Raw genomic sequence first — 18940 nt, 5'->3', positions numbered from 1 at the left:
CAAGCGTGAGGTAAGAGCATTTGGTGGATGCCTTGGCATGTACAGGCGAAGAAGGACGTGGCACGCTGCGATAAGCGTCGGGGAGATGTGAGCAATCTTTGATCCGGCGATTTCCGAATGGGGAAACCCACCTTCACCATTTCTTTCTGGTTACCTTCGGGTGATCCGAGAGAGGTGGATAAGGTATCACCTTAGTGAATATATAGCTTTGGTGAAGCGAACCCAGGGAACTGAAACATCTCAGTACCTGGAGGAAAAGACATCAACCGAGATTCCGTTAGTAGTGGCGAGCGAACGCGGACCAGGCCAGTGCCTTTTCATAAATTAGCAGAACTCTCTGGAAAGTGAGACCGTAGTGGGTGACAGTCCCGTATGCAAAAATGATTGAAAAGGACTTGAGTAGGGCGGAACACGTGAAATTCTGTCTGAACATGGGGGGACCACCCTCCAAGCCTAAATACTCGTACATGACCGATAGCGAACACAGTACCGTGAGGGAAAGGTGAAAAGCACCCCGATTAGGGGAGTGAAACAGTACCTGAAACCGGATGCTTACAAGCAGTTGGAGCCCCATAGGGGGTGACAGCGTACCTCTTGCATAATGGGTCAGTGACTTAATCTAGCATGCAAGCTTAAGCCGTTAGGTGTAGGCGAAGCGAAAGCGAGTCTGAATAGGGCGACTGAGTATGTTGGATTAGACCCGAACCCCGGCGATCTAGGCATGACCAGGCTGAAGGTGCGGTAACACGCACTGGAGGGCCGAACCGTTGCATGTTGAAAAATGCTCGGATGAGTTGTGTTTAGGGGTGAAAGGCCAATCAAGCCGGGAAATAGCTGGTTCTCCGCGAAATCTATTGAGGTAGAGCGTCAGATGTATGCCGATGGGGGTAGAGCACTGGATGGGCTAGGGCTGCGCGAGCGGTACCAAACCTAACCAAACTCCGAATACCATCGAGTCTTGTCTGGCAGACAGACGGCGGGTGCTAAGGTCCGTCGTCAAAAGGGAAACAGCCCTAACCTACAGCTAAGGTCCCCAAGTAATACCTAAGTGCGAAAGCATGTGGGAATCCCAAAACAACCAGGAGGTTGGCTTAGAAGCAGCCATCCTTTAAAGAAAGCGTAACAGCTCACTGGTCTAAATAAGGGTTCCTGCGGCGAAGATGTAACGGGACTAAAGGTATTCACCGAAGCTTAGGGTTGCAGTTTACTGCAGCGGTAGCGGAGCGTTCCGTAAGTTGATGAAGCCGAAGGGTAACCGACGGTGGAGATATCGGAAGTGCGAATGCTGACATGAGTAGCGATAAAGAGGGTGAGATGCCCTCTCGCCGAAAGACCAAGGGTTCCTGCTCAACGCTAATCGGAGCAGGGTAAGCTTACCCCTAAGACGAGCCCGAAGGGGGTAGTCGATGGGAACCACGTTAATATTCGTGGGCCTGAAGATGTGTGACGGATCGTGGAAGTTGTTTCCTCTTATTGGATTGAGGGAGCAGCCAAGCGGTTCCAGGAAATAGCCTCTTCATATAGACCGTACCCGAAACCGACACAGGTGGTCAGGTAGAGTATACCAAGGCGCTTGAGAGAAGTATCCTGAAGGAACTCGGCAAATTGCCTCCGTACCTTCGGAAGAAGGAGGCCCTGATTCGAGGCAACTCTTATCAGGGGGCACAGGCCAGGGGGTAGCGACTGTTTATCAAAAACACAGGACTCTGCTAAGTCGGCTTCAAGACGACGTATAGGGTCTGACGCCTGCCCGGTGCTTGAAGGTTAAGAGGAGGAGTGCAAGCTCCGAATTGAAGCCCAAGTAAACGGCGGCCGTAACTATAACGGTCCTAAGGTAGCGAAATTCCTTGTCGGGTAAGTTCCGACCTGCACGAATGGCGTAACGACTTCCCCACTGTCTCCAGGATATGCTCAGCGAAATTGAATTCTCCGTGAAGATGCGGAGTACCCGCGGTTAGACGGAAAGACCCCGTGCACCTTTACTGCAGCTTTAGAGTGGCATTAGGAAAGAACTGTGTAGAATAGGTGGGAGGCTTTGAAACTTGGGCGCCAGTCCGAGTGGAGCCAACCTGTGAAATACCACCCTGTTGTTTTCTGATGTCTAACCTAGGTCCGTTATCCGGACCAGGGACCCTCTATGGCGGGTAGTTTGACTGGGGCGGTCGCCTCCTAAAGAGTAACGGAGGCGCGCGATGGTATGCTCAGGCCGGTTGGAAACCGGCTGCGAGAGTGCAATGGCATAAGCATGCCTGACTGCGAGACCGACAGGTCGAGCAGAGACGAAAGTCGGTCATAGTGATCCGGTGGTCCCTCGTGGAAGGGCCATCGCTCAACGGATAAAAGGTACGCCGGGGATAACAGGCTGATACTGCCCAAGAGCTCATATCGACGGCAGTGTTTGGCACCTCGATGTCGGCTCATCACATCCTGGGGCTGGAGCAGGTCCCAAGGGTTTGGCTGTTCGCCAATTAAAGTGGTACGTGAGCTGGGTTCAGAACGTCGCGAGACAGTTTGGTCCCTATCTGCCGTGGGCGTCGATACTTGAAAGGAGTTGCCCCTAGTACGAGAGGACCGGGGTGAACATACCTCTGGTGTACCAGTCATTCCGCCAGGAGTGCCGCTGGGTAGCTATGTATGGACGGGATAACCGCTGAAAGCATCTAAGCGGGAAGCCTCCCTTGAGATTAGGTATCATCGAACCGTAGTAGACCACTACGTTGATAGGCTGGGTGTGGAAGCGCAGTAATGCGTGTAGCTAACCAGTCCTAATAGTTCTGTTCGCGCTTGTAGAATTTGCACCATCAACGTCAGCCCTGCGTGGCTTTCATTGATTGGTAGAGAATTTCTCAAGCCAGATACGCCCAAGAACACTAAACCAAGTCCATCGATTTAAACCCGTTTTCCGCAAGCTTCATTGCTTGGTGGTCATAGCGTCTGTGACCCACCCGATCCCATCTCGAACTCGGCCGTGAAACCAGATAGCGCCGATGGTACTATGTCTTAAGGCATGGAAGAGTAGGTCGCTGCCAGGCATTGTAGCTTGCGGATTGCGGGATAAACCCATTCACTAGTCAAAGGGCTGATCCGTCAAGGACAGCCCTTTTGACGTCTCTAATGGCGTCAAACGGTGCCGCGGGGTGGAGCAGTCCGGTAGCTCGTCAGGCTCATAACCTGAAGGTCGTTGGTTCAAATCCAACCCCCGCAACCATCGTATCCTTGAAAACCCACAATAGATTAGCCTCATTGTTACCAGTGGGGCTTTTTTGCGTTCCAGCTGTAGGCAAATAGTAAGCAGGCTGATGCGCACTCTAGCGTGACAGAGAGTGTCGAGGAGCGATATTGGCGACTGGAATGGTATGGAGGACGATGTCGTCCGCTTGCGGCGTAGTCATTTTGATCTGACGATGGCGGATACTGGGGGTGAAAGCAGACCAATGAAAATGACTGCTAGGCGAAGTGCCTGGATCGCCCCTGTCAAATGCGTCGTTGTTTGGCCTTCAGCACCGGGTTCTTTGAGCCGCTTTCATCCAGGTTGTGACGAATTGTGAAGAGTGCTGTAATCGGTGTGCAAGCGTCAGGATGAGAGCCAGCGTCATCCAAAGGGTGTGTGACACTCTAAGTTTTGGGGGAAGTCGATGTCATTTCAATTCGGTCGCGCGGTAGCCTGCGGGTTTCTTGCCACCAGTGCGCTTACGACCTTGATGCTTGCAAACTGGATAAGCGGGCTACTGCCTCAGCTCGACCTAGTAGCGATTCTACAAGGCTTGTTTCCCATCAATCCTGTTTTCGGATTTGTCGCGCACGTATTGCTGGGCAGCTTCCTACTTGGGCCGATATTTGGCTTGGTGAAGGATATGCTTCCGGATGCAACAAGCCTACGCAAGGGCTGCGTCTACGGAGTTTTGATTTGGGTCGCATGCGCTCCTGTATCGGGATACGCATTGCTGACAGACCGTGCCAGTGTGAGCGCTTTGCTCGTCACGCTGCTATACTTCGTAGTCTTTGGCGGCATTCTCGGCTGGCTTTGGGGCGAGCTTATATCAAAGGAAACAACAGCACAGTAAGCTTGGTTGCTACCTCACTGGGACGGTTATGCGCGCTGATCCGGTCGCCGACACAGGCATGAACAATCCTTCACCCGTTGGTGTTATCGCTCCGTGCTCAACCTTGTCCACGCCAAAGCTAAGTGTCACTTTACCGACCCGTATCGAACGCAGGCCCTCGCGCGCCTTCTCAAGAACTTCGTCATAGTCTTTCTGGAAATCTTCAACCAAAGCTCTTTCAATCTCAGTGCGGACTTCATCGCTTGCAATCACCCGCACCACTAGGTCGCCTACATCGCTGTCCATATCGCCATAGAGTTCGAGGTCGCGCACCCTGATAACCTCACTTCCAGGTTCCGACACAGGCACAGCTGTCAGCCACACCACGCCGCGCCAACGCCCCCAAATGCCTCCAGTGATGTTTCCGATGGGTTCTACTTCTGTGTCGATGCCTACTGCGATCCGGCCATTGTGCGTCGCATAGAGCTCGACGCTTTCAAACGACACTTCAAGATGTCCGAAATCTTCCCGCGAAATCCCTTTCTCGGCTAACCGTTGGAGTGCCCGGAGTATCACAGGCTCTATCTGATCGTAGTCGGCGAGAATTGGTACTGTAAGAGAGTAGCCCGAGCCGCGCTGGACACCAATGTTGCCGGGCAATGCGATTGGTGTGGGGCGGCTCGGTTCGTCGCCGACAAATAGCTCAGCATTCGCGCGCAGCATGACATCAAACGCCAGGCGACTTGGTCCGATTCTGGGATTGCTGACACCCGCACCTTTTGGAGACAGTCGCATCCAGACCGGCGGAGCTTCACGATTGATCGACTCGACGGTGAATGCTTGTCGCCACAATTGATCAACTTCTGAACGGACATCGGTGGAGGCGATTTGCGCCGCAAGCTGACGCTCAATCTTGGGCAGAATTTTCGCAAGTTCCCGGTCTGCTTGCTTGGTGAAGCGGATGCGCTGCCCCAAGAAGTCGACGCCAGGTTCTTCAAACCATTCGTAGGAAAGATCGATATCGGGTTGCAATTGCCAGCGCCGCCCGATCCCAAGCCGCGCGCGCATCGTTACAATCGCTGCGGCTGTCGCCGTTTCGCGCTTGATCACGTCGCCAATGTTACGAATTTCGATTGTCGCATTAATCGGCATTCGCGCGCTAAGCGTTGAACCACCACCTGCAGCAAAGGAGATTGTCCCACGTCTGATTTCGCCCACAAGGTCGCATCCAAAACGCGGCGTCTTGAACAGGTTTTGTTTTAGTATGCGAACGGTCTCGCGCGGCACACAATCATCGACCCGTTCATTGATCGACACAAGCTTTCGCGGAACATCCCTTTCGAGTCCTAACCGGATCGCGTTCATTGGCAGCGAGACCGTGCTCACAACCACGGATTCCTGTTGCTCGTAGGTAGCCTTGGTTTCCAGCCTAGCGGGCACAGGGTAGCCTTCGATCCGAATATGGAACCAGACGAAGTAGACTGTCAATGCTGCTACGAGCGCGACCAACACAATCAGTCCGGCAAGAACTTTGCGAGCAATGCTCATGCCGCAAGCCAATCACGTGGTGAGCCCAATGGTTTTCTATTCGCCCCCATGGCGGCACAACTTACCCACGGAATGACATCGAAACAAACAAAACGAGGCAAACTGCAATGAGCATCCCTCCCACAAGGTTTTCAGGGCCGCCTTTCGGCGAACACGGATAGATTGATGGTGACATAAAGTGGCACCGTGATGGCGGTTCTAGGCCAACGGTTCACGCTGCTGAGATGAAGCTTTCCAATCTGCGACTAAGTGCTAAGGTTAGTGTGAAATTTAGCGGGAGGTTTGGTTGCGATTCAAGCTTGGATTATTGTGTGGAGCACTCGCTTGCGCAGCTCTTGCCCCTGCTCAAGCGCAAGACAGGCAATCTCGTTATGAGTACTGCCATCAAAGAGCGGTGCAGTTCTCTGGATATAACGGCCGTGTTCCAAACAAATATCTGCCAGGAGGCGCATTGGAAGGTGCGGCCAAAGGGTCAGGCATCGCGGCATTGGGCGGGTTACTTGCGGGGAAGAACAAAAAAGAACGCAAGAAAGCCGAGCGCCGTGGCGCAATTATCGGTGGTATTGTCGGTGCGATCAAGCGAGGCGAAGCCAAGAAGGAAGAGCGGCGCAAAGCCCGGATCTATAGACTTGAACTCGATGCTTGCATGGGCGCGTCGATACAGGAGCTTGCAGAATGAAGATAATGCAGAAATTTGGCGTCAGTTTCGCGGCCATTGCTATGGCATTCGCTCCGGTGCATGCTCAAGAGACTGACGAGAACGGTCTGGAGTCCGAAGTTAATGATTTCGGCCTGGAATCCGATGATCCGTTAGACCTTGATGCACTGCTGTGCTGGGATCTTACGACTTTGAGCGAAGACGATAGAGGCTTCGCAATGGTGCTGCTCTTTGGATATGCGAAAGGCCTGAAGGCTGACGCGAATGTGTCGCCGCGCGAAGTGCAAGTTGCGGTGGTCAATACGATGCTCGAATGCGTCGACAAGCCCGATGCGAAAGCACTAGAAGTGCTGAAGAAGCATATTCTCGACTAAAGCAGATCGGCGCTCGTTAAGAGCTGGCTGGCAAAGAGTGCGGCGAAAGTTACGCCAGCACTAGCCAGGGCCACAACGAACCTCTTCCGCTTGCTTTCACGCAACTCCGAAACCTGCATGAGCTCGTGCGCGATCTCGTCCACAGGGTCACAGCCCTCGACAGCTTCGATCAATTGCTGTGCTGAACCGTATCGCTCCGGATGCAGATAGAAGATATGCTTCCGGCCATCGTTAGTTTCAGACTGGGTCGATTTCCTGACCGGGTAAAGAACATAGCCGAAGAACGTGATCGGCAAAATCACTAGAAACCAGGCAGCAACAATGGTCACTGCGCTGCCGCCGCCTGGTTCTGATGCTAACCGACCAATGTCACCGATGACATTCAATGCGAATATATAACCCACACCGACGATCTGCGCCTTGGTGTCATACGCTCGCACGGACACTTGCGCCTCATCGAGGCTGTCTTTCAGAAGCGCGAATGTCTCATCTTTTGAACTCATCTTGGCGACCTTAGCTTGGTGGGAAGCCGACCAGAATGGCAGCTACAGCCTCAGACGTTGTATTGGCCTCTCCACGAAGCTCCTCCCTCGAGAGATTGCGTGTTCCCGCCCCGTGCCAGACGGGAGACTTCCGACCAACATCGAACACATCAATTGCCAATGTGCCCTCAGTGTATTCTCGAACCTGGGTTCGCGTGGGTCTAAATGTTCCATAGACGGGCCAGTAACCAGCGCCCCACTCCCAATTCAGTCTGTTTTGCCAGAATGGATCAGCCACTTGTACTACACTTACATCATCGCGGGTCCCGATGGTGAAAGAGACTGCGAAATTTGCTTCTTCCACGTTTGTGGTGAACCGGTAGCCCTTCTGAGCGAGTTCCGCCTTTATCGCTTCAGCCACCTGAGACTGGACGGTAGAAGGAACCAAACGATCCCCAAAGACAGACATTGGTCGTTCACCAGCCCAAGCGAAAGTCGAGTACTGTGTGAAATCCTGGGTAGGATCGCTGTCGTAAGAAATCCTTCCGGTGGTTGCGCATCCACTCACGGCGAGTGACGCAGCTACGGCTAAAACGGCAATCAATTTCATCGGATTTCCTTCGCTTAAGTGAGTGGCAGTCAAAGTGAGGTGAAGAACTGAATCAGGAATGCGTTGGCGACATCGACAAAGAATGCCCCAACCAATGGTACGATAATAAAGGCAGTTGGCGATGGTCCATGCGTCTTTGTGACAGCGGACATGTTTGCAATGGCAGTCGGTGTCGCACCTAGGCAGAACCCCGCAAAACCTGCGCTCAGGACAGCGGCGAAATAGTTACGCCCCATGACCGGGAAGACTACAAACAGGATGAAGGCGACCGCCACCACAACTTGCGCAGCGAGCAGGCCGAATAGCGGGCTAGGCAAGACCAGCGACCTCCCATAGCTTCATCCCCATCAAGGACATGGCGATAAACAATCCAAGGGAGAAATCGGATATGAGGGCAAGCGCTTTAGAGCCAGTGGGCCATTGCACCTTCTTGAAAATCACCGGGATCGTATTGGTCATGAGGATCGCGACCATCATACAAGAGACAAACAGTGGCAGTTTCAGTCCAAGCTCTTGGGTAACTTCGTTGAGCACATAACCGAGGATCATCGCGACATGGATGATCAGGATCGCGCCCATAAGATTGATATGAGTTATCGACGTCGTATCCTGCTTGCCCCGCTCTATGCCGACTAAGAGATCACTATCGCTCTCAGATTTGAGGTTGTGCCGCGTTAGAAGGAACTTGGCGATTGGGCCGCCTATGACGCTGGCAATCACTAGACCAATTGTCGCTGCTGCAACGCCAATCTCCAGCGCGTTGGTGACACCTTGCTCGCTCGCGATAGTCGGAGCCCAAGCGATCGCGGTTCCATGCCCTCCCGCCAGCGAAGCTGAACCGACAAGTATTCCAACTCCGCTCGGCTGGCCCATGGCGCTTGCGGCAAGATACCCAACCCCGTCTTGGATCGCGAGATATGTGAGCGTGAGAAGCAACAGAATCACAAGCGGTTTACCGCTCAGCCATAAGCTGACTGAAGCGAGCGTTGATGCCAATCGTCGTGAAGAAATAGATCAGAAAGATATCACGGGCATAGAGGTCGAACTCCACTTCAAGCCCGAACACAGAATAGGCCAACAACCCAATAGCTGAGGCGACAATCCCTCCGGTTACTGGCTCTGGGATGTTATAGCGTTGTAGAAATCCGATCCGGTCGGTGATCTTGATCCCAACAAACAAGACGATAATCCCGACCGTCAACGTGACGAAATTGTCTAGTTGCAGGAGATTTGCGCCATTGAACTCCATAAGCGCCTACTCGCTTGTTTCAGATTGAGCCGACGAACCACGCCAGTCTCCGCCCAGCGCGAGACTTAGCTCGACGTATTGATTGAGCTGGGCTCGTTTGATTGCGAGCAAGCTGCTCTCTGCACCGAAAACTCGCTGCTGAATGCTCAGCACGTCGATCAAATCGATCTCACCTTCGCCGTACTGGAGATTGGAGAGGCGAAGCGCGTTGCGTGATTGGGCAGCCGCGTTCTCCAATGCCGCTCGGCGATCCCGCAGGTATACCCCACGATCCAGCGCGGACTCCACCTCATTGAATGCGTTGATGGCCGTGTCGGCGTAGATAGCCACGCTTGCATCGACATCCGCATCAGCCGCGTCAATGGCGGCATCCAGCGCGCCGCCCTGAAAGATCGGAGCGAGAATATTGCTCGCAAGCGTCCAGGCAATGTTTGCAGGATCGAGCACATTTTCAAGTTCTGAAGAGACCCCTCCAACAGAACCAGATAGGGACAGGCTAGGAAGCTTGGCAGCGCGGGCCTGAGAGCGAGAATTGAGCGTCGCAGCAATGGTGCGTTCTGCGGCAATCACATCGGGGCGACGTTCAAGCAATTCTGATGGCAAGCCTGCGCCTGGAGGAGCAGGCTGGATGGGTAATGTTTGTGACGTGCTCAGCAGGCCGCTGGGGTAGCGCCCGACGAGAGCTTCAAGCGCTCGAAGCGCCTCAATCTCTCCGTTCTTCGCAGCGGCGAGGCTGTCTCTTGCCGATTCCAGATCTGCTTCCGCCAATGAAACATCATAGGCTGAGGCAAAACCATAACGGTACCGCAGTCCTACGATGCGGAATATCTCAGTTAGCGCGTCGGTTACGCTGCGCGCGACCGTGACTTGCTCGCGAGCCTCGATAGCTAGGAAATAGCTGCGCGCGACCGCGCCTGCTATTGAGTATTGCGCGAAGAGATAATCAGCCTCTGCCGCTTCAGCGCTGGCAATGGCTGCCGCCTGTCCTGCCTCAATACGGTTCCAGATGTCGACTTCGTAGGAGATTTGAATGCCAGCGTCGAAAGTCGTCGTATCGCCGGGGCCGTCGATAATCTCTGTACGGGAAGCGCCCGCAGAAGCACCAACCGCTGGCAAGAGCGGCGCTCCGGCCTGACGCGCCAATGCCCACGATCTGCGCACATTGGCAGCTGCGGCTCGCAAGTTGCGATTGTTGCGCTGCGCCTCCGCCACCAATTCTTCCAGAACTGGATCGTCGAACGCGGCAATCCAGCCGACATTGACTTCGCCCAGCCTTTCACGCGCTGAGGTCCATTGCGAAGGCACTTGCGGCACACTCTCGACAGCGCGCTGTTCTGCCTCTGCGTCATTGATAGGGCCAACCGAAGCGCAGGATGCGAGCAAGGCGCTTAAGGCCGCCATAAGAGCTATTCTGCTGACCATTTTGCTCATGCGGTCGCTCCTTCGGCTGGAGCGTCTTGGGGCTGCGCGGTCTCATCTGAGGTGATGCCAAAGAACTTTGCGTAGAAGACCGGAATGATCACAAGCGTGAGGATGGTCGCGAATGTCAGGCCAAACACCAGCACGACCGCCATCGATTTGAAGAAGGCGTCTAAGAACAGTGGAATGACACCGAGAACAGTCGTGAGCGATCCCATCATAACCGGTCGAACGCGACTCGCAGCGGAGTCGAGCACAGCATCATAGCGCGGCTTACCCTCGCGTATTTCGAGGTCCATCTGATCAACCAGAACGATGGCGTTTTTGATGAGTAGGCCAGACAGCGAAAGAAGGCCAAGAATAGCCATGAACTCCATTGCAGTGTCGGTCAGGAGTAGCCCGATCACCACCCCAATCAAAGCGAGCGGGACCGTCAGCCAAATGATCAGCGGCTGTTTCAGCGCGTTGAAGAGAACCACAACCACCAGCACCATAGCGAGGAAGCCCATTGGAAGCGTGCTGGCAAGGCTCTCATTGGCTTCTGCGCTGTCACCAAACTCGCCGTTCCATTTGAGCTGGTATCCTTCGGGAAGCGCTATTTCCTCAATCTGCGGGCGGAGCCGCTCAAAAAGGGTCGAGGCCAGTTCACCAGGCAAAGGATCGGTCTGGGCATTGATGGTCCAAACACGGTCCACCCGGCGCAGTTTCGCATTCTGCCACTTTGTCTCAAATCCATCGACGACTTCGAGGATTGGCACCGAACGGCCAGTGGTTTGACTGATGATCTGCACGCCGCGCAAAGATGCCTCATCCAGCCGCTCACGCGCCGGTGCGCGGGAGATGATCCGGATCAATTGGTCACCTTCACGGTAAACCCCAACGTCGTGGCCCGAGAAGTTCGTTCTTAGGGCGCTAGCGAGGTCTTCGCGGGAAATGCCCAGCCTGCGCCCGCTATCCGCATCGTAGACGACTTCGACGACGCTAACCGGCTGCCGCCAGTCATCCTTGATCGAGATGGCGCGGCCATCGGCCGCCATGACGGCCTTGGCCTTATCGGCGAGCTCACGCAGCACTGCAGGCTCTGGCCCTGAGAATTCGACCTCAATCTTTGAGCCGCCACCGGGGCCCAACTGGAATTGCCAAACTTTCGCCTGAGCATTCGGAAAATTGGCGTCGATGTGCTGTTGGATTTGAGGCAGTAGACCAGCAATCGCATCGTAGCTCGCTGTCTTGATAAGAAACTGCCCATAGGCTGTGCTCGGGGACTCAGGGGCGTAAACCAGCATGTAACGCAGCGTGCCTTGCCCCACCAGCGTCTGAACCCCTTCGATGTCGTCAAGGCCGGAGATAAAGCCCTCCAGCTCTCGCATATTTGCGTTCGTCACCGAGATGTCTGTGCCTTCAGGCATCGAAAAATCGACCACTATTTGTGGGCTGGTGGACGGCGGGAAAAAGCCAGATTTGACGAAGTTAAACCCTAATATTGCCAGCACAAACATCGCAACCACGCCAAGGATTGCGAGGTTCGATTTCGCCAAAACTTGCTTCATCATGGAACGATAGCGAGTGAAGAAAGGGTGCTCAGGCTTCTCCTCAGCGGGACCATCGCTTTCCTCAAACAGCAGATCAGCAAAGAGCGGCACAATGGTGATCGCAAACACCCAGCTGAACAGCAATGAAATCATCACCACCCAGAACAAATCACCCGTAAACTCTGCCGTCGATCCAGGGGCAAAACCAATCGGAGCAAAGGCAATAATGCCGACAAGAGTGCCGCCAAGAAGTGGCCATTTTGTGCGCGCCACAATCTCCTTAGCAATATCGAGTTTCTTGCGGCCCTGCTGCGTGCCAACCAAGATACCCTCAGTCACAACAATCGCATTGTCGACCAGCATGCCCAGAGCGATGATCAAAGCTCCGAGCGAAATGCGGTGCATCGGAATGCCCCAGAAGAACATCACTGCAAGCGTGGCAGCAATGGTGACGACCAGGGTCGCCCCAATGATCAGGGCTGAACGCAGCCCCATGAAGAAGAACAAGGTAACCAGTACAATCACGAGAGCGGCAATCACATTGATCGCGAAGTTTGAGACAGCCTCTGTCGTGATCTTACCCTGGTGGTAAAACTCATGAACCTCGATGCCGATTGGACGCAGCGGTTTGGTTTCCTCCAGTTTCGCATCAATTGCCTCGCCCATCTTTGAGACGTTGGCCCCAGAGACATTCGAAACACCAATTGCGATTGCGGGCTTGCCATTCCAGCGGACCAAATTGGCCGGTGGATCAATGTAATCCCGAGTGACAGTCGCAACATCACGCAAGGTCACAAGTTGGCCTGAGGTTGCGGTCGAGATCACCAGATTGCGGATGGCATCTACAGAGCCGATTTCACCGGTGATCTGAAAGGTCATGCGGCGGTCGCCAAACTGAACATCGCCAGCCGGTACGACCGAGTTTTGCTGAGCTAAATCGCCGTAGATCTGTTCGACAGAAAGACCCAGTGCATTGGCTCTTTCACGCGAGACCTCGACATAGATTGCCTCCTGTTGCGCGCCAAACAACTGAACCTTCGCAACGTCCTCGACCTCGAGCAACTCGGTTCTAAGGGAGCGCACATATTCGTATGTCTCAGCGGGCGAGTACCCTTCGCCTGTTACCAAGTATGACAGGCCGTAAACGTCGCCAAAATCATCGGCGACATAGGGCGTGCTGGCACCGGGCGGCAATTGGCCAGTGGCATCGTTCACTTTGTTGCGAAGTTTGGTCCAGATAAGCTGGAGGTCATCTTTTGTCGGAGAGGCACTGTAGAGAATATCAACGCTGATCTCAGAGCGCCCCGCCGAAGAAACGGAGCGGACTTCATCCACTTCACCCAATTGCTGGATCGCGCTTTCCAGCGTTTCTGTGACCTCGTTCGCTACCTCTTCGGGCGTAGCGCCGGGATATTGAGTGACCACTTGAGCGGTGCGGATCGTGAACTCAGGGTCTTCGAAGCGAGCAATGTTCTGATAGCTATACCAACCACCTGACATCACCAGCGTGATGATAATGAAAAGGATCAAGCGGTTCTTGATCGAGAATTCGGCGGCACCCATTGCGCTCGCCCTCAACCTTCATAGGGACGAATCTTCATCCCCTCGTGGAGATAAGCTGCACCTGCGCCGACTATGGTCTCTCCTGGCTTTAGACCAGCCGTAATTGGCACCTCTGCACCAGTACCCTCTCCGACCGTAACCTTGCGCTTTGAAACCGTCATGGTCTTGCGATCCACCACCCACACGAAGCGCGCCTTCCCATCGGACAGGATTGCACCAACAGGTAAGCTCACGCCATCACCCTGCAATTCGTTTGCCAAGAGGTCGCGGCTCACAAACACAGTTCCGGTCATTCCAGGAAGGACCGTCACGCCAGTAGGTGGGTCGAACGCGAATTTTACGGTAAAGGTTTGGGACTGAGTATCGGCCTGCGTTCGAGCCGAAAGGAAACGGCCTGGTATCTGAACATCAGGCGCGCCGGACAAGACCACGTATTCGTCTGTTGGCGCGCGATTTGCGAAGCGAGGAACCAGGCTTGCCGGTACGCTCACTACGGCTTCTGCTGCGCCGGTCGATTGTAGTTTCACAATGTCCTGCTGTGCGCTCACATTTTCAAACCGAACTGCAAGTTTTTCTGCAACGATTCCGCTAAACGGTGCGCGAAGGACCGTGTCGGCAAGATCTTTCTTAGCGCTGTCGAGCGTGGCGGCTGCAACATCGCGCTGCGCCCTTCGTTGTTGGACAACGATAGCGGCGATTGCATCCTCTTTGAGAAGCGCGCTTGCGCTGTCAAACTCACCTTGTGCGGTCGCAAACTGCGCCTGCGCAGAATTGACCGCATTTTGGTATCGGCGCTGCGACAGCCGCGCGATAGGCTGTCCCTTACGCACAAATTGGCCTTCGGAAACCGGAAAGGCTTCGAGCAATCCGCCAACCTGGAACGTAAGGGTTGAGGAACTTCGAGCTTCAACGATAGCCGGAAAGCTCACGTCAAGCCGTTCATCGGCGGCTTCGACGGTTAGCAACTTCGCAGGCCTTACGATCTCAGGATCATCGACATCACCGCCTGAGCAGCCCGCAAGCGCAGCCAGCAAGGCAATCGCACCCAACTTCCACCGAGCATATCCCACCAAGTAGCTCCCCTTGAACGAAAAGAATCGACTAAAGTCGTGCGCCTCGACACAAGTGCTGCAGCAATTTACGTGGGTAAGCAACCGTCAGTCACTGAGGCAAACGCGAAATATGGTCATCCAATTGCTCGTCGGTGCTAGCATCGTTTGCATCAGCATTTTTGTAACGGTCGGCTTTATAGCCGCGGCCACTATGGCTCTCACACGGCTGGGGGACTGGATGGTCGCTGGTCATCGGCTCTTAAAGCTGATGGTATCGCTTTCAGCCGTCGTACTATGGATGCTCGGTGCGCTTACTGTCTCAGTCTGGATTTGGTCAGGCGCGTTTATGGTCCTTGGTCAATTCGACACCATGGAAGAGGCTGTCTATTTCTCCGTCGTGTCGTTCACCACACTCGGCTTTGGGGATGTGGTTATAGGCAAAGACTGGCGTCTTCTCTCCGGAATTATCGCAGCCAACGGGCTTATTCTGTTTAGCCTAGTCACAGCGTTCTTGATCGAGTTCATTGTCCAGCTGAGAGCCGGACAGACCAAAGTGTCTTCATGATCAAGCCACGAGTAATTGTCGCCGAACGACATTTGGCTTGGCTTCGATCTATAGCAAAACCAGCTTCGCTAACCTGAGAGATCAAGTCGGTTTCGCGACTGCCAACCGGGAACTTAACTTTGACCCGTCGATCAAACTTCCTCTCGCCTTCTGCAAAAGAGGAAGGCAGTCCTCTGCACAACTCCGGTATTCGTGGATATGGCCAGCGCATGCCAATGTGATTGCAGTTTTTCGCGATGTCAGCAACTGGGTCGTGACCAGCCGGTCCGCTTATGGCTGTTAGCTCGACAGAGCTGATGGACTGCTTACAGGACTGCGGCTGGATCATGATCCAGTCCGCTCTTTGGGAGTGAAAGCGGACATTGGCATTTCGTGATGATAAGTCGCTCACCGTGTCTAGGTTAAACGAACTTTCAGAAAAAGGTGGTGTGTTCGACTATCTCTCTTTGACATGAATTGAGTGGTGATTAGTCTTCCAATCGCAGGAGGATCACATGTCAGCTTCGCTTGATTTCACATATCAATATGCATTCCCATCGGGATTGGCGGCAAACGATCACGGTAGGCCTCAGCTTTCTTTGGCGACATGCGATGCTGACCACGCAAAGCCGCACTTCTTCGACGGCAAGTTGCGCCAGCCCAGAATAACCGGCGAGTTGCTCTATGTGCTGAGCGAAGTTGTCGGCACGCATTTCTTTCTACCTATCCCGCCCAATCTCGACCCGGTGCTGACCAGCAACGAAAACTTGCTTCGGCTAGAAGGTTTCAGCGGGTGCTGCGGGGTCTACGCGCGCGTCGACTTGCCTGAAGGCGTGTTCGAAGGTGATTGCCACGGACGCGGTACGACCAACGTCGATTTCAATACCGACATGCGGAATGCGCTGTTGCGACTGCGCGATGATGAGCAAGTTGAGTTTGCGGTTGGCGCTCATGAAGTTGTGCTCTCCAAAGGCAATGAGCGCACGGTAGAGAAAAAGGTGAAGTTGCCGTTGCGCTGGATTAAGGGGTTCAGCGAGGTGCAGGCCTATTTGCCGCGGCTCGACCTCAAGATGGAGGTGCCTGCTGCTGATGCCCTGCGCTTCCTGCGCTCGCTCCCGAAGGCTAGCGGGCCCAAGCGCCCAACCTATGCGATCTCCTCAGGACGCTCGATCCGGGCAAGCCAGCGCGAGCAACGCGGGGCGGTGCCCATTCTAGGGACGCATCGTGTGAAAGTGATTGAACCGCTTCTATTGCGGGCCAAAACCTTGAAGGTGTGGGCTGACGATTCCAGCGGAGCGAGCGCGTGGGAGGTTTGCTATGAGCAAGGCTCGTTCTTCCTCCTTATCAGCCCCGAGGTCTATCGTGGCTTTTCTGGGGAAGGGCAGGTGCTCTCAGCGCTTGCGAACCCGCCAGAAGAGGCCGTGATTGCGGAGGTTAGAGCTGGCCTTAAATGGCAATCGGAAGTCGATCCCGAAGGCCTTGCCGCGCACTTGGGTGTCACACCACACGACGTCAAGGGCGCGCTCGCTGTGCTCGGCAGCCGAGGTCTTGCAGGTTATGATGCGGGCGGTGCGCATTACTTCCATCGCGAGTTACCCTTTGATCTTGGCAAGGTCGAGGCAATGCAGCCTCGCCTTATCAATGCGCGCAAACTGATTGATGCAGGCAAAGTCAAATGCCTGGCAGAGAATGATGAGGAAGGCAGCGCGATCTTCGAGGTCGCAGGTACCGGCACCATGCACCGTGTCCGCTTTGGCCCGGATCGTGAGGCCTGCACCTGTCCTTGGTTCAGCAAGTATCAGGGGCAGCGCGGCCCATGCAAACATATCCTTGCCGCCTCATTGTTGGACGAGGAAATCAGTAAAAATGGGGCTGCACAATGAACCCCGAGCAATTGGAAAACCTGATCCTTTCTGGCGATGACCCGCGCGACATTCCTCGAGCTTTCGCCGGGATGCCCGAAGCCGATCGCGCCAAACTTTCAACCACCGCGCAAAAGCTCTTCTCTCAACTCAATCGTGGCAAGGTGAATGCGGGCGCTTCGGAGGCGCTGAAACTTGCCGTGAAAAAGAAAGACAAAATGGGGTATGGCCCCTGGAACCGTGAAGAGACCAAACGCGCCGCGTTGGCGATCTACGCCTGCGGTCCGCTCTCCGCAGCCAAGAAGCAAGACTACTACACCTACCCCGACCAACGGGACGCCATTTTGGGCGACCGCAAGCCAGATTGGTTGAACGACTGGATCGAGCACGAGCTCGAAAAGGAATGGACCCATCTCGAATTCGCGACCATTCGCCGATGGATCAAAAACGGTGCCTGTGAAAAGCCCAAAGCCGATGGCTATTATCGCATGTTCGCTGGTCATTTGATGCGCACTGGATTTTACGGCCCTCGAAGGGATGAGTGTGTCCCTCCAATTACACAACAGTTGCTCGACGAACCAGACATGCTGGACGATATCGAAGGCCTCTTTCGAGCGGAGACTAACGCCTTCAACACCAACTCGTGGCTACAAAAAGGCGCAGGTGACGATTGGGAAAGCTGGAGTGCCGCGCTCAAGAGGCTCTCTGATGAAGGGCACTACAGTCGGGAAAAATTGCTCGATCTCGCGCTGTCCGGCTTGCGAGCTGATATCAAACAAAACCAGCTGTCTGGCTATTCCAAGTTCTTCAAGAGCCTGAGTCCGACCAAAGACGAACTGCTCTTTCGCCAGTCGGGTTTGATCGACCTGCTCTGCCATAAGGTTGGCCATGTGCAGAAATTTGCGGTCGATATGCTCACTAAGGTCGAAGGATTTGGTGAACTCGATACCACCCTTGCAATTCGTGAGCTGAACGCGATTTTCGCGCATCCCGCAAAGGGAACAGCGATCTCTGCGCTCAAGTTGCTTGAGAGAATCATCAAACGCTGCGGCAAAGCAGGCGCGATCGATCCGGCGGCTCTCGGGGGCGTGAGCGAAGCATTGCGGCACGAAAACTCGGATGTGCAGGAAAAGGCTATCGCGTTGCTAGACGCCAATTCCGCTGTGTTGGACCAGGCGCATTGGGAGAGCATCAACGCGGCTTCGAGCTTTGTTCTTGCGAGCAACCAGAGACAGTTTGCAGCGCTCTTGGCAAAGTCCGGTCTTGAACCGGTAAAGCCAGAAGCTGCCTCCCTTACACCAGTATCCTATCAGGCGCTGAGCGCGGACATCCTTTCAGCCAAAGTTCTGTTCGACGAGGACCGCATCGAACCTATTGCTACGCTGAGCGAGTTGATCGACGCTGCCTTTCATGCGGTCGAAGTGGTCGATAGCGCGGATGAGATCGAGCGGATTGTGGACGCGATCAGTCGATTTGCCGACCAGCGCCCGGATGATTTCGACCAGCGTGTCGCACCATTGATCCATAGGATAAGCCAAGGTGTGCCAAGTCAGAACGGGATAGGGTCAGCACCTCCCGGTGTTGGCGAGAATCTGCGCGCGCTGATCTATTCCTGGGCAAAAGGTAGCGAGCACCCAGCGAACAGCAACGACATCCCCTACTACTCTCGTGAGAACGTCTTCATTCCAATGATCGCGCATTTGCGAGAGATTTCGGTGAGTGTCGGGAACCGGGTACCAAAGCAACTCCTTTGCACGCCAACCCATCGTGGTGGTTGGATCGACCCGCTGGACTGGGTGGAACGTCTTCAAATGGCGTCAGAGGATCCAGAGTTACCCGGTTCGATCGATTTTCACCGATCGCTCCTTCGGCTTGCAATTGACAATCGCGAAGAGGCCTTAGGTAAAATTGCAACCGTGCCCGGCGATACAGGCAGGATTGCGCGCTTTGCGCTTGGCGGCGATGAGCATCCAGAAATGAATGACGCAGTCCATTATCCTGCCT

General features: G+C 54.5%; 14 protein-coding genes, 1 tRNA gene, 2 rRNA genes and 1 pseudogene. 9 read left to right on the top strand and 9 right to left on the bottom strand.

Going from position 1 to position 18940, the window contains the following annotated elements; all coding sequences use genetic code 11:
- The 4 genes from AC0V6Z_RS01290 (at position 1) to AC0V6Z_RS01275 (ending at position 4064) form a co-directional block, all read left to right on the top strand.
- Positions 1-2789, top strand: a 23S ribosomal RNA gene (locus AC0V6Z_RS01290).
- A gap of 128 nt (positions 2790-2917) precedes the next feature.
- Positions 2918-3032 (top strand): 5S ribosomal RNA (gene rrf / locus AC0V6Z_RS01285).
- 99 nt (positions 3033-3131) lie between these two features.
- A tRNA-Met gene (locus tag AC0V6Z_RS01280) sits at positions 3132-3208 on the top strand.
- Between the two features lie 427 nt (positions 3209-3635).
- Positions 3636-4064, top strand: a complete 429-nt coding sequence (locus AC0V6Z_RS01275) for a DUF6789 family protein (RefSeq protein ID WP_472639625.1) — start codon at positions 3636-3638, stop codon at positions 4062-4064.
- Between the two features lie 9 nt (positions 4065-4073).
- Here the strand turns inward: AC0V6Z_RS01275 and AC0V6Z_RS01270 are convergent, their stop codons facing one another.
- Positions 4074-5591 (bottom strand): DUF4403 family protein, encoded by a 1518-nt coding sequence (locus AC0V6Z_RS01270; RefSeq protein WP_472639624.1) that lies wholly within the window; start codon positions 5589-5591, stop codon positions 4074-4076.
- A 286-nt stretch (positions 5592-5877) separates the two neighbouring features.
- On the opposite strand from AC0V6Z_RS01270, the gene AC0V6Z_RS01265 reads away from it, so the two are divergent.
- Together AC0V6Z_RS01265 and AC0V6Z_RS01260 are read left to right on the top strand one after the other, a co-directional pair.
- Positions 5878-6270 carry a hypothetical protein gene (locus AC0V6Z_RS01265; RefSeq protein ID WP_472639623.1) on the top strand — a complete coding sequence of 131 codons (393 nt, stop codon included), beginning with the start codon at positions 5878-5880 and terminating at the stop codon, positions 6268-6270.
- On the top strand, positions 6267-6623 hold the full coding sequence (locus AC0V6Z_RS01260) for a hypothetical protein (protein ID WP_472639622.1): 357 nt from the start codon (positions 6267-6269) through the stop codon (positions 6621-6623). The genes AC0V6Z_RS01265 and AC0V6Z_RS01260 overlap by 4 nt, the downstream gene beginning before the upstream one ends.
- Here the strand turns inward: AC0V6Z_RS01260 and AC0V6Z_RS01255 are convergent.
- From AC0V6Z_RS01255 to AC0V6Z_RS01220, 8 genes are read right to left on the bottom strand one after another with little or no spacing between them, the layout of a single operon-like run.
- Positions 6620-7126 (bottom strand): Pycsar system effector family protein, encoded by a 507-nt coding sequence (locus tag AC0V6Z_RS01255; RefSeq protein WP_472639621.1) that lies wholly within the window; start codon positions 7124-7126, stop codon positions 6620-6622. The genes AC0V6Z_RS01260 and AC0V6Z_RS01255 overlap by 4 nt on opposite strands.
- 10 nt (positions 7127-7136) lie before the next feature.
- Positions 7137-7715, bottom strand: a complete 579-nt coding sequence (locus AC0V6Z_RS01250; RefSeq protein ID WP_472639620.1) for a DUF4136 domain-containing protein — start codon at positions 7713-7715, stop codon at positions 7137-7139.
- Positions 7716-7744: 29 nt separating this feature from the next.
- A complete protein-coding gene (locus AC0V6Z_RS01245) occupies positions 7745-8032 on the bottom strand; it encodes a sodium/glutamate symporter (RefSeq protein WP_472639619.1) in 288 nt (95 codons plus the stop codon).
- The gene (locus AC0V6Z_RS01240) at positions 8025-8660 is read right to left on the bottom strand and encodes a sodium/glutamate symporter (RefSeq protein WP_472639618.1); all 636 of its coding nucleotides are present in this window, start codon (positions 8658-8660) and stop codon (positions 8025-8027) included. The genes AC0V6Z_RS01245 and AC0V6Z_RS01240 overlap by 8 nt, the downstream gene beginning before the upstream one ends.
- Before the next feature lie 7 nt (positions 8661-8667).
- Positions 8668-8964: a sodium/glutamate symporter gene (locus AC0V6Z_RS01235; RefSeq protein ID WP_472639617.1), complete on the bottom strand. Its 297-nt coding sequence runs from the start codon at positions 8962-8964 to the stop codon at positions 8668-8670.
- A gap of 6 nt (positions 8965-8970) precedes the next feature.
- Positions 8971-10395, bottom strand: coding sequence for a TolC family protein (locus AC0V6Z_RS01230; protein WP_472639616.1), 1425 nt, complete (start codon positions 10393-10395; stop codon positions 8971-8973).
- Positions 10392-13478: an efflux RND transporter permease subunit gene (locus AC0V6Z_RS01225; RefSeq protein ID WP_472639615.1), complete on the bottom strand. Its 3087-nt coding sequence runs from the start codon at positions 13476-13478 to the stop codon at positions 10392-10394. The genes AC0V6Z_RS01230 and AC0V6Z_RS01225 overlap by 4 nt, the downstream gene beginning before the upstream one ends.
- Before the next feature lie 11 nt (positions 13479-13489).
- The gene (locus tag AC0V6Z_RS01220; RefSeq protein WP_472639614.1) at positions 13490-14548 is read right to left on the bottom strand and encodes an efflux RND transporter periplasmic adaptor subunit; all 1059 of its coding nucleotides are present in this window, start codon (positions 14546-14548) and stop codon (positions 13490-13492) included.
- A gap of 112 nt (positions 14549-14660) precedes the next feature.
- Here AC0V6Z_RS01220 and AC0V6Z_RS01215 point away from each other — a divergent pair, with 112 nt between their 5' ends.
- The 3 genes and pseudogenes from AC0V6Z_RS01215 to AC0V6Z_RS01205 form a co-directional block, all read left to right on the top strand.
- A complete protein-coding gene (locus AC0V6Z_RS01215) occupies positions 14661-15095 on the top strand; it encodes an ion channel (RefSeq protein ID WP_472639613.1) in 435 nt (144 codons plus the stop codon).
- Between the two features lie 494 nt (positions 15096-15589).
- Positions 15590-16957, top strand: coding sequence for an SWIM zinc finger family protein (locus AC0V6Z_RS01210; RefSeq protein ID WP_472639612.1), 1368 nt, complete (start codon positions 15590-15592; stop codon positions 16955-16957).
- Positions 16954-18927, top strand: a pseudogene (locus AC0V6Z_RS01205) (DUF6493 family protein); the annotation flags it as partial. The gene AC0V6Z_RS01210 and the pseudogene AC0V6Z_RS01205, both read left to right, overlap by 4 nt.
- Between the last annotated feature and the right edge of the window lie 13 nt (positions 18928-18940).

The organism is Erythrobacter sp. SN6-5, assembly GCF_057364945.1.
The sequence above is the reverse complement of the archived record's forward strand: the minus strand, read 5'-3'. Positions and strand labels throughout refer to the sequence as shown.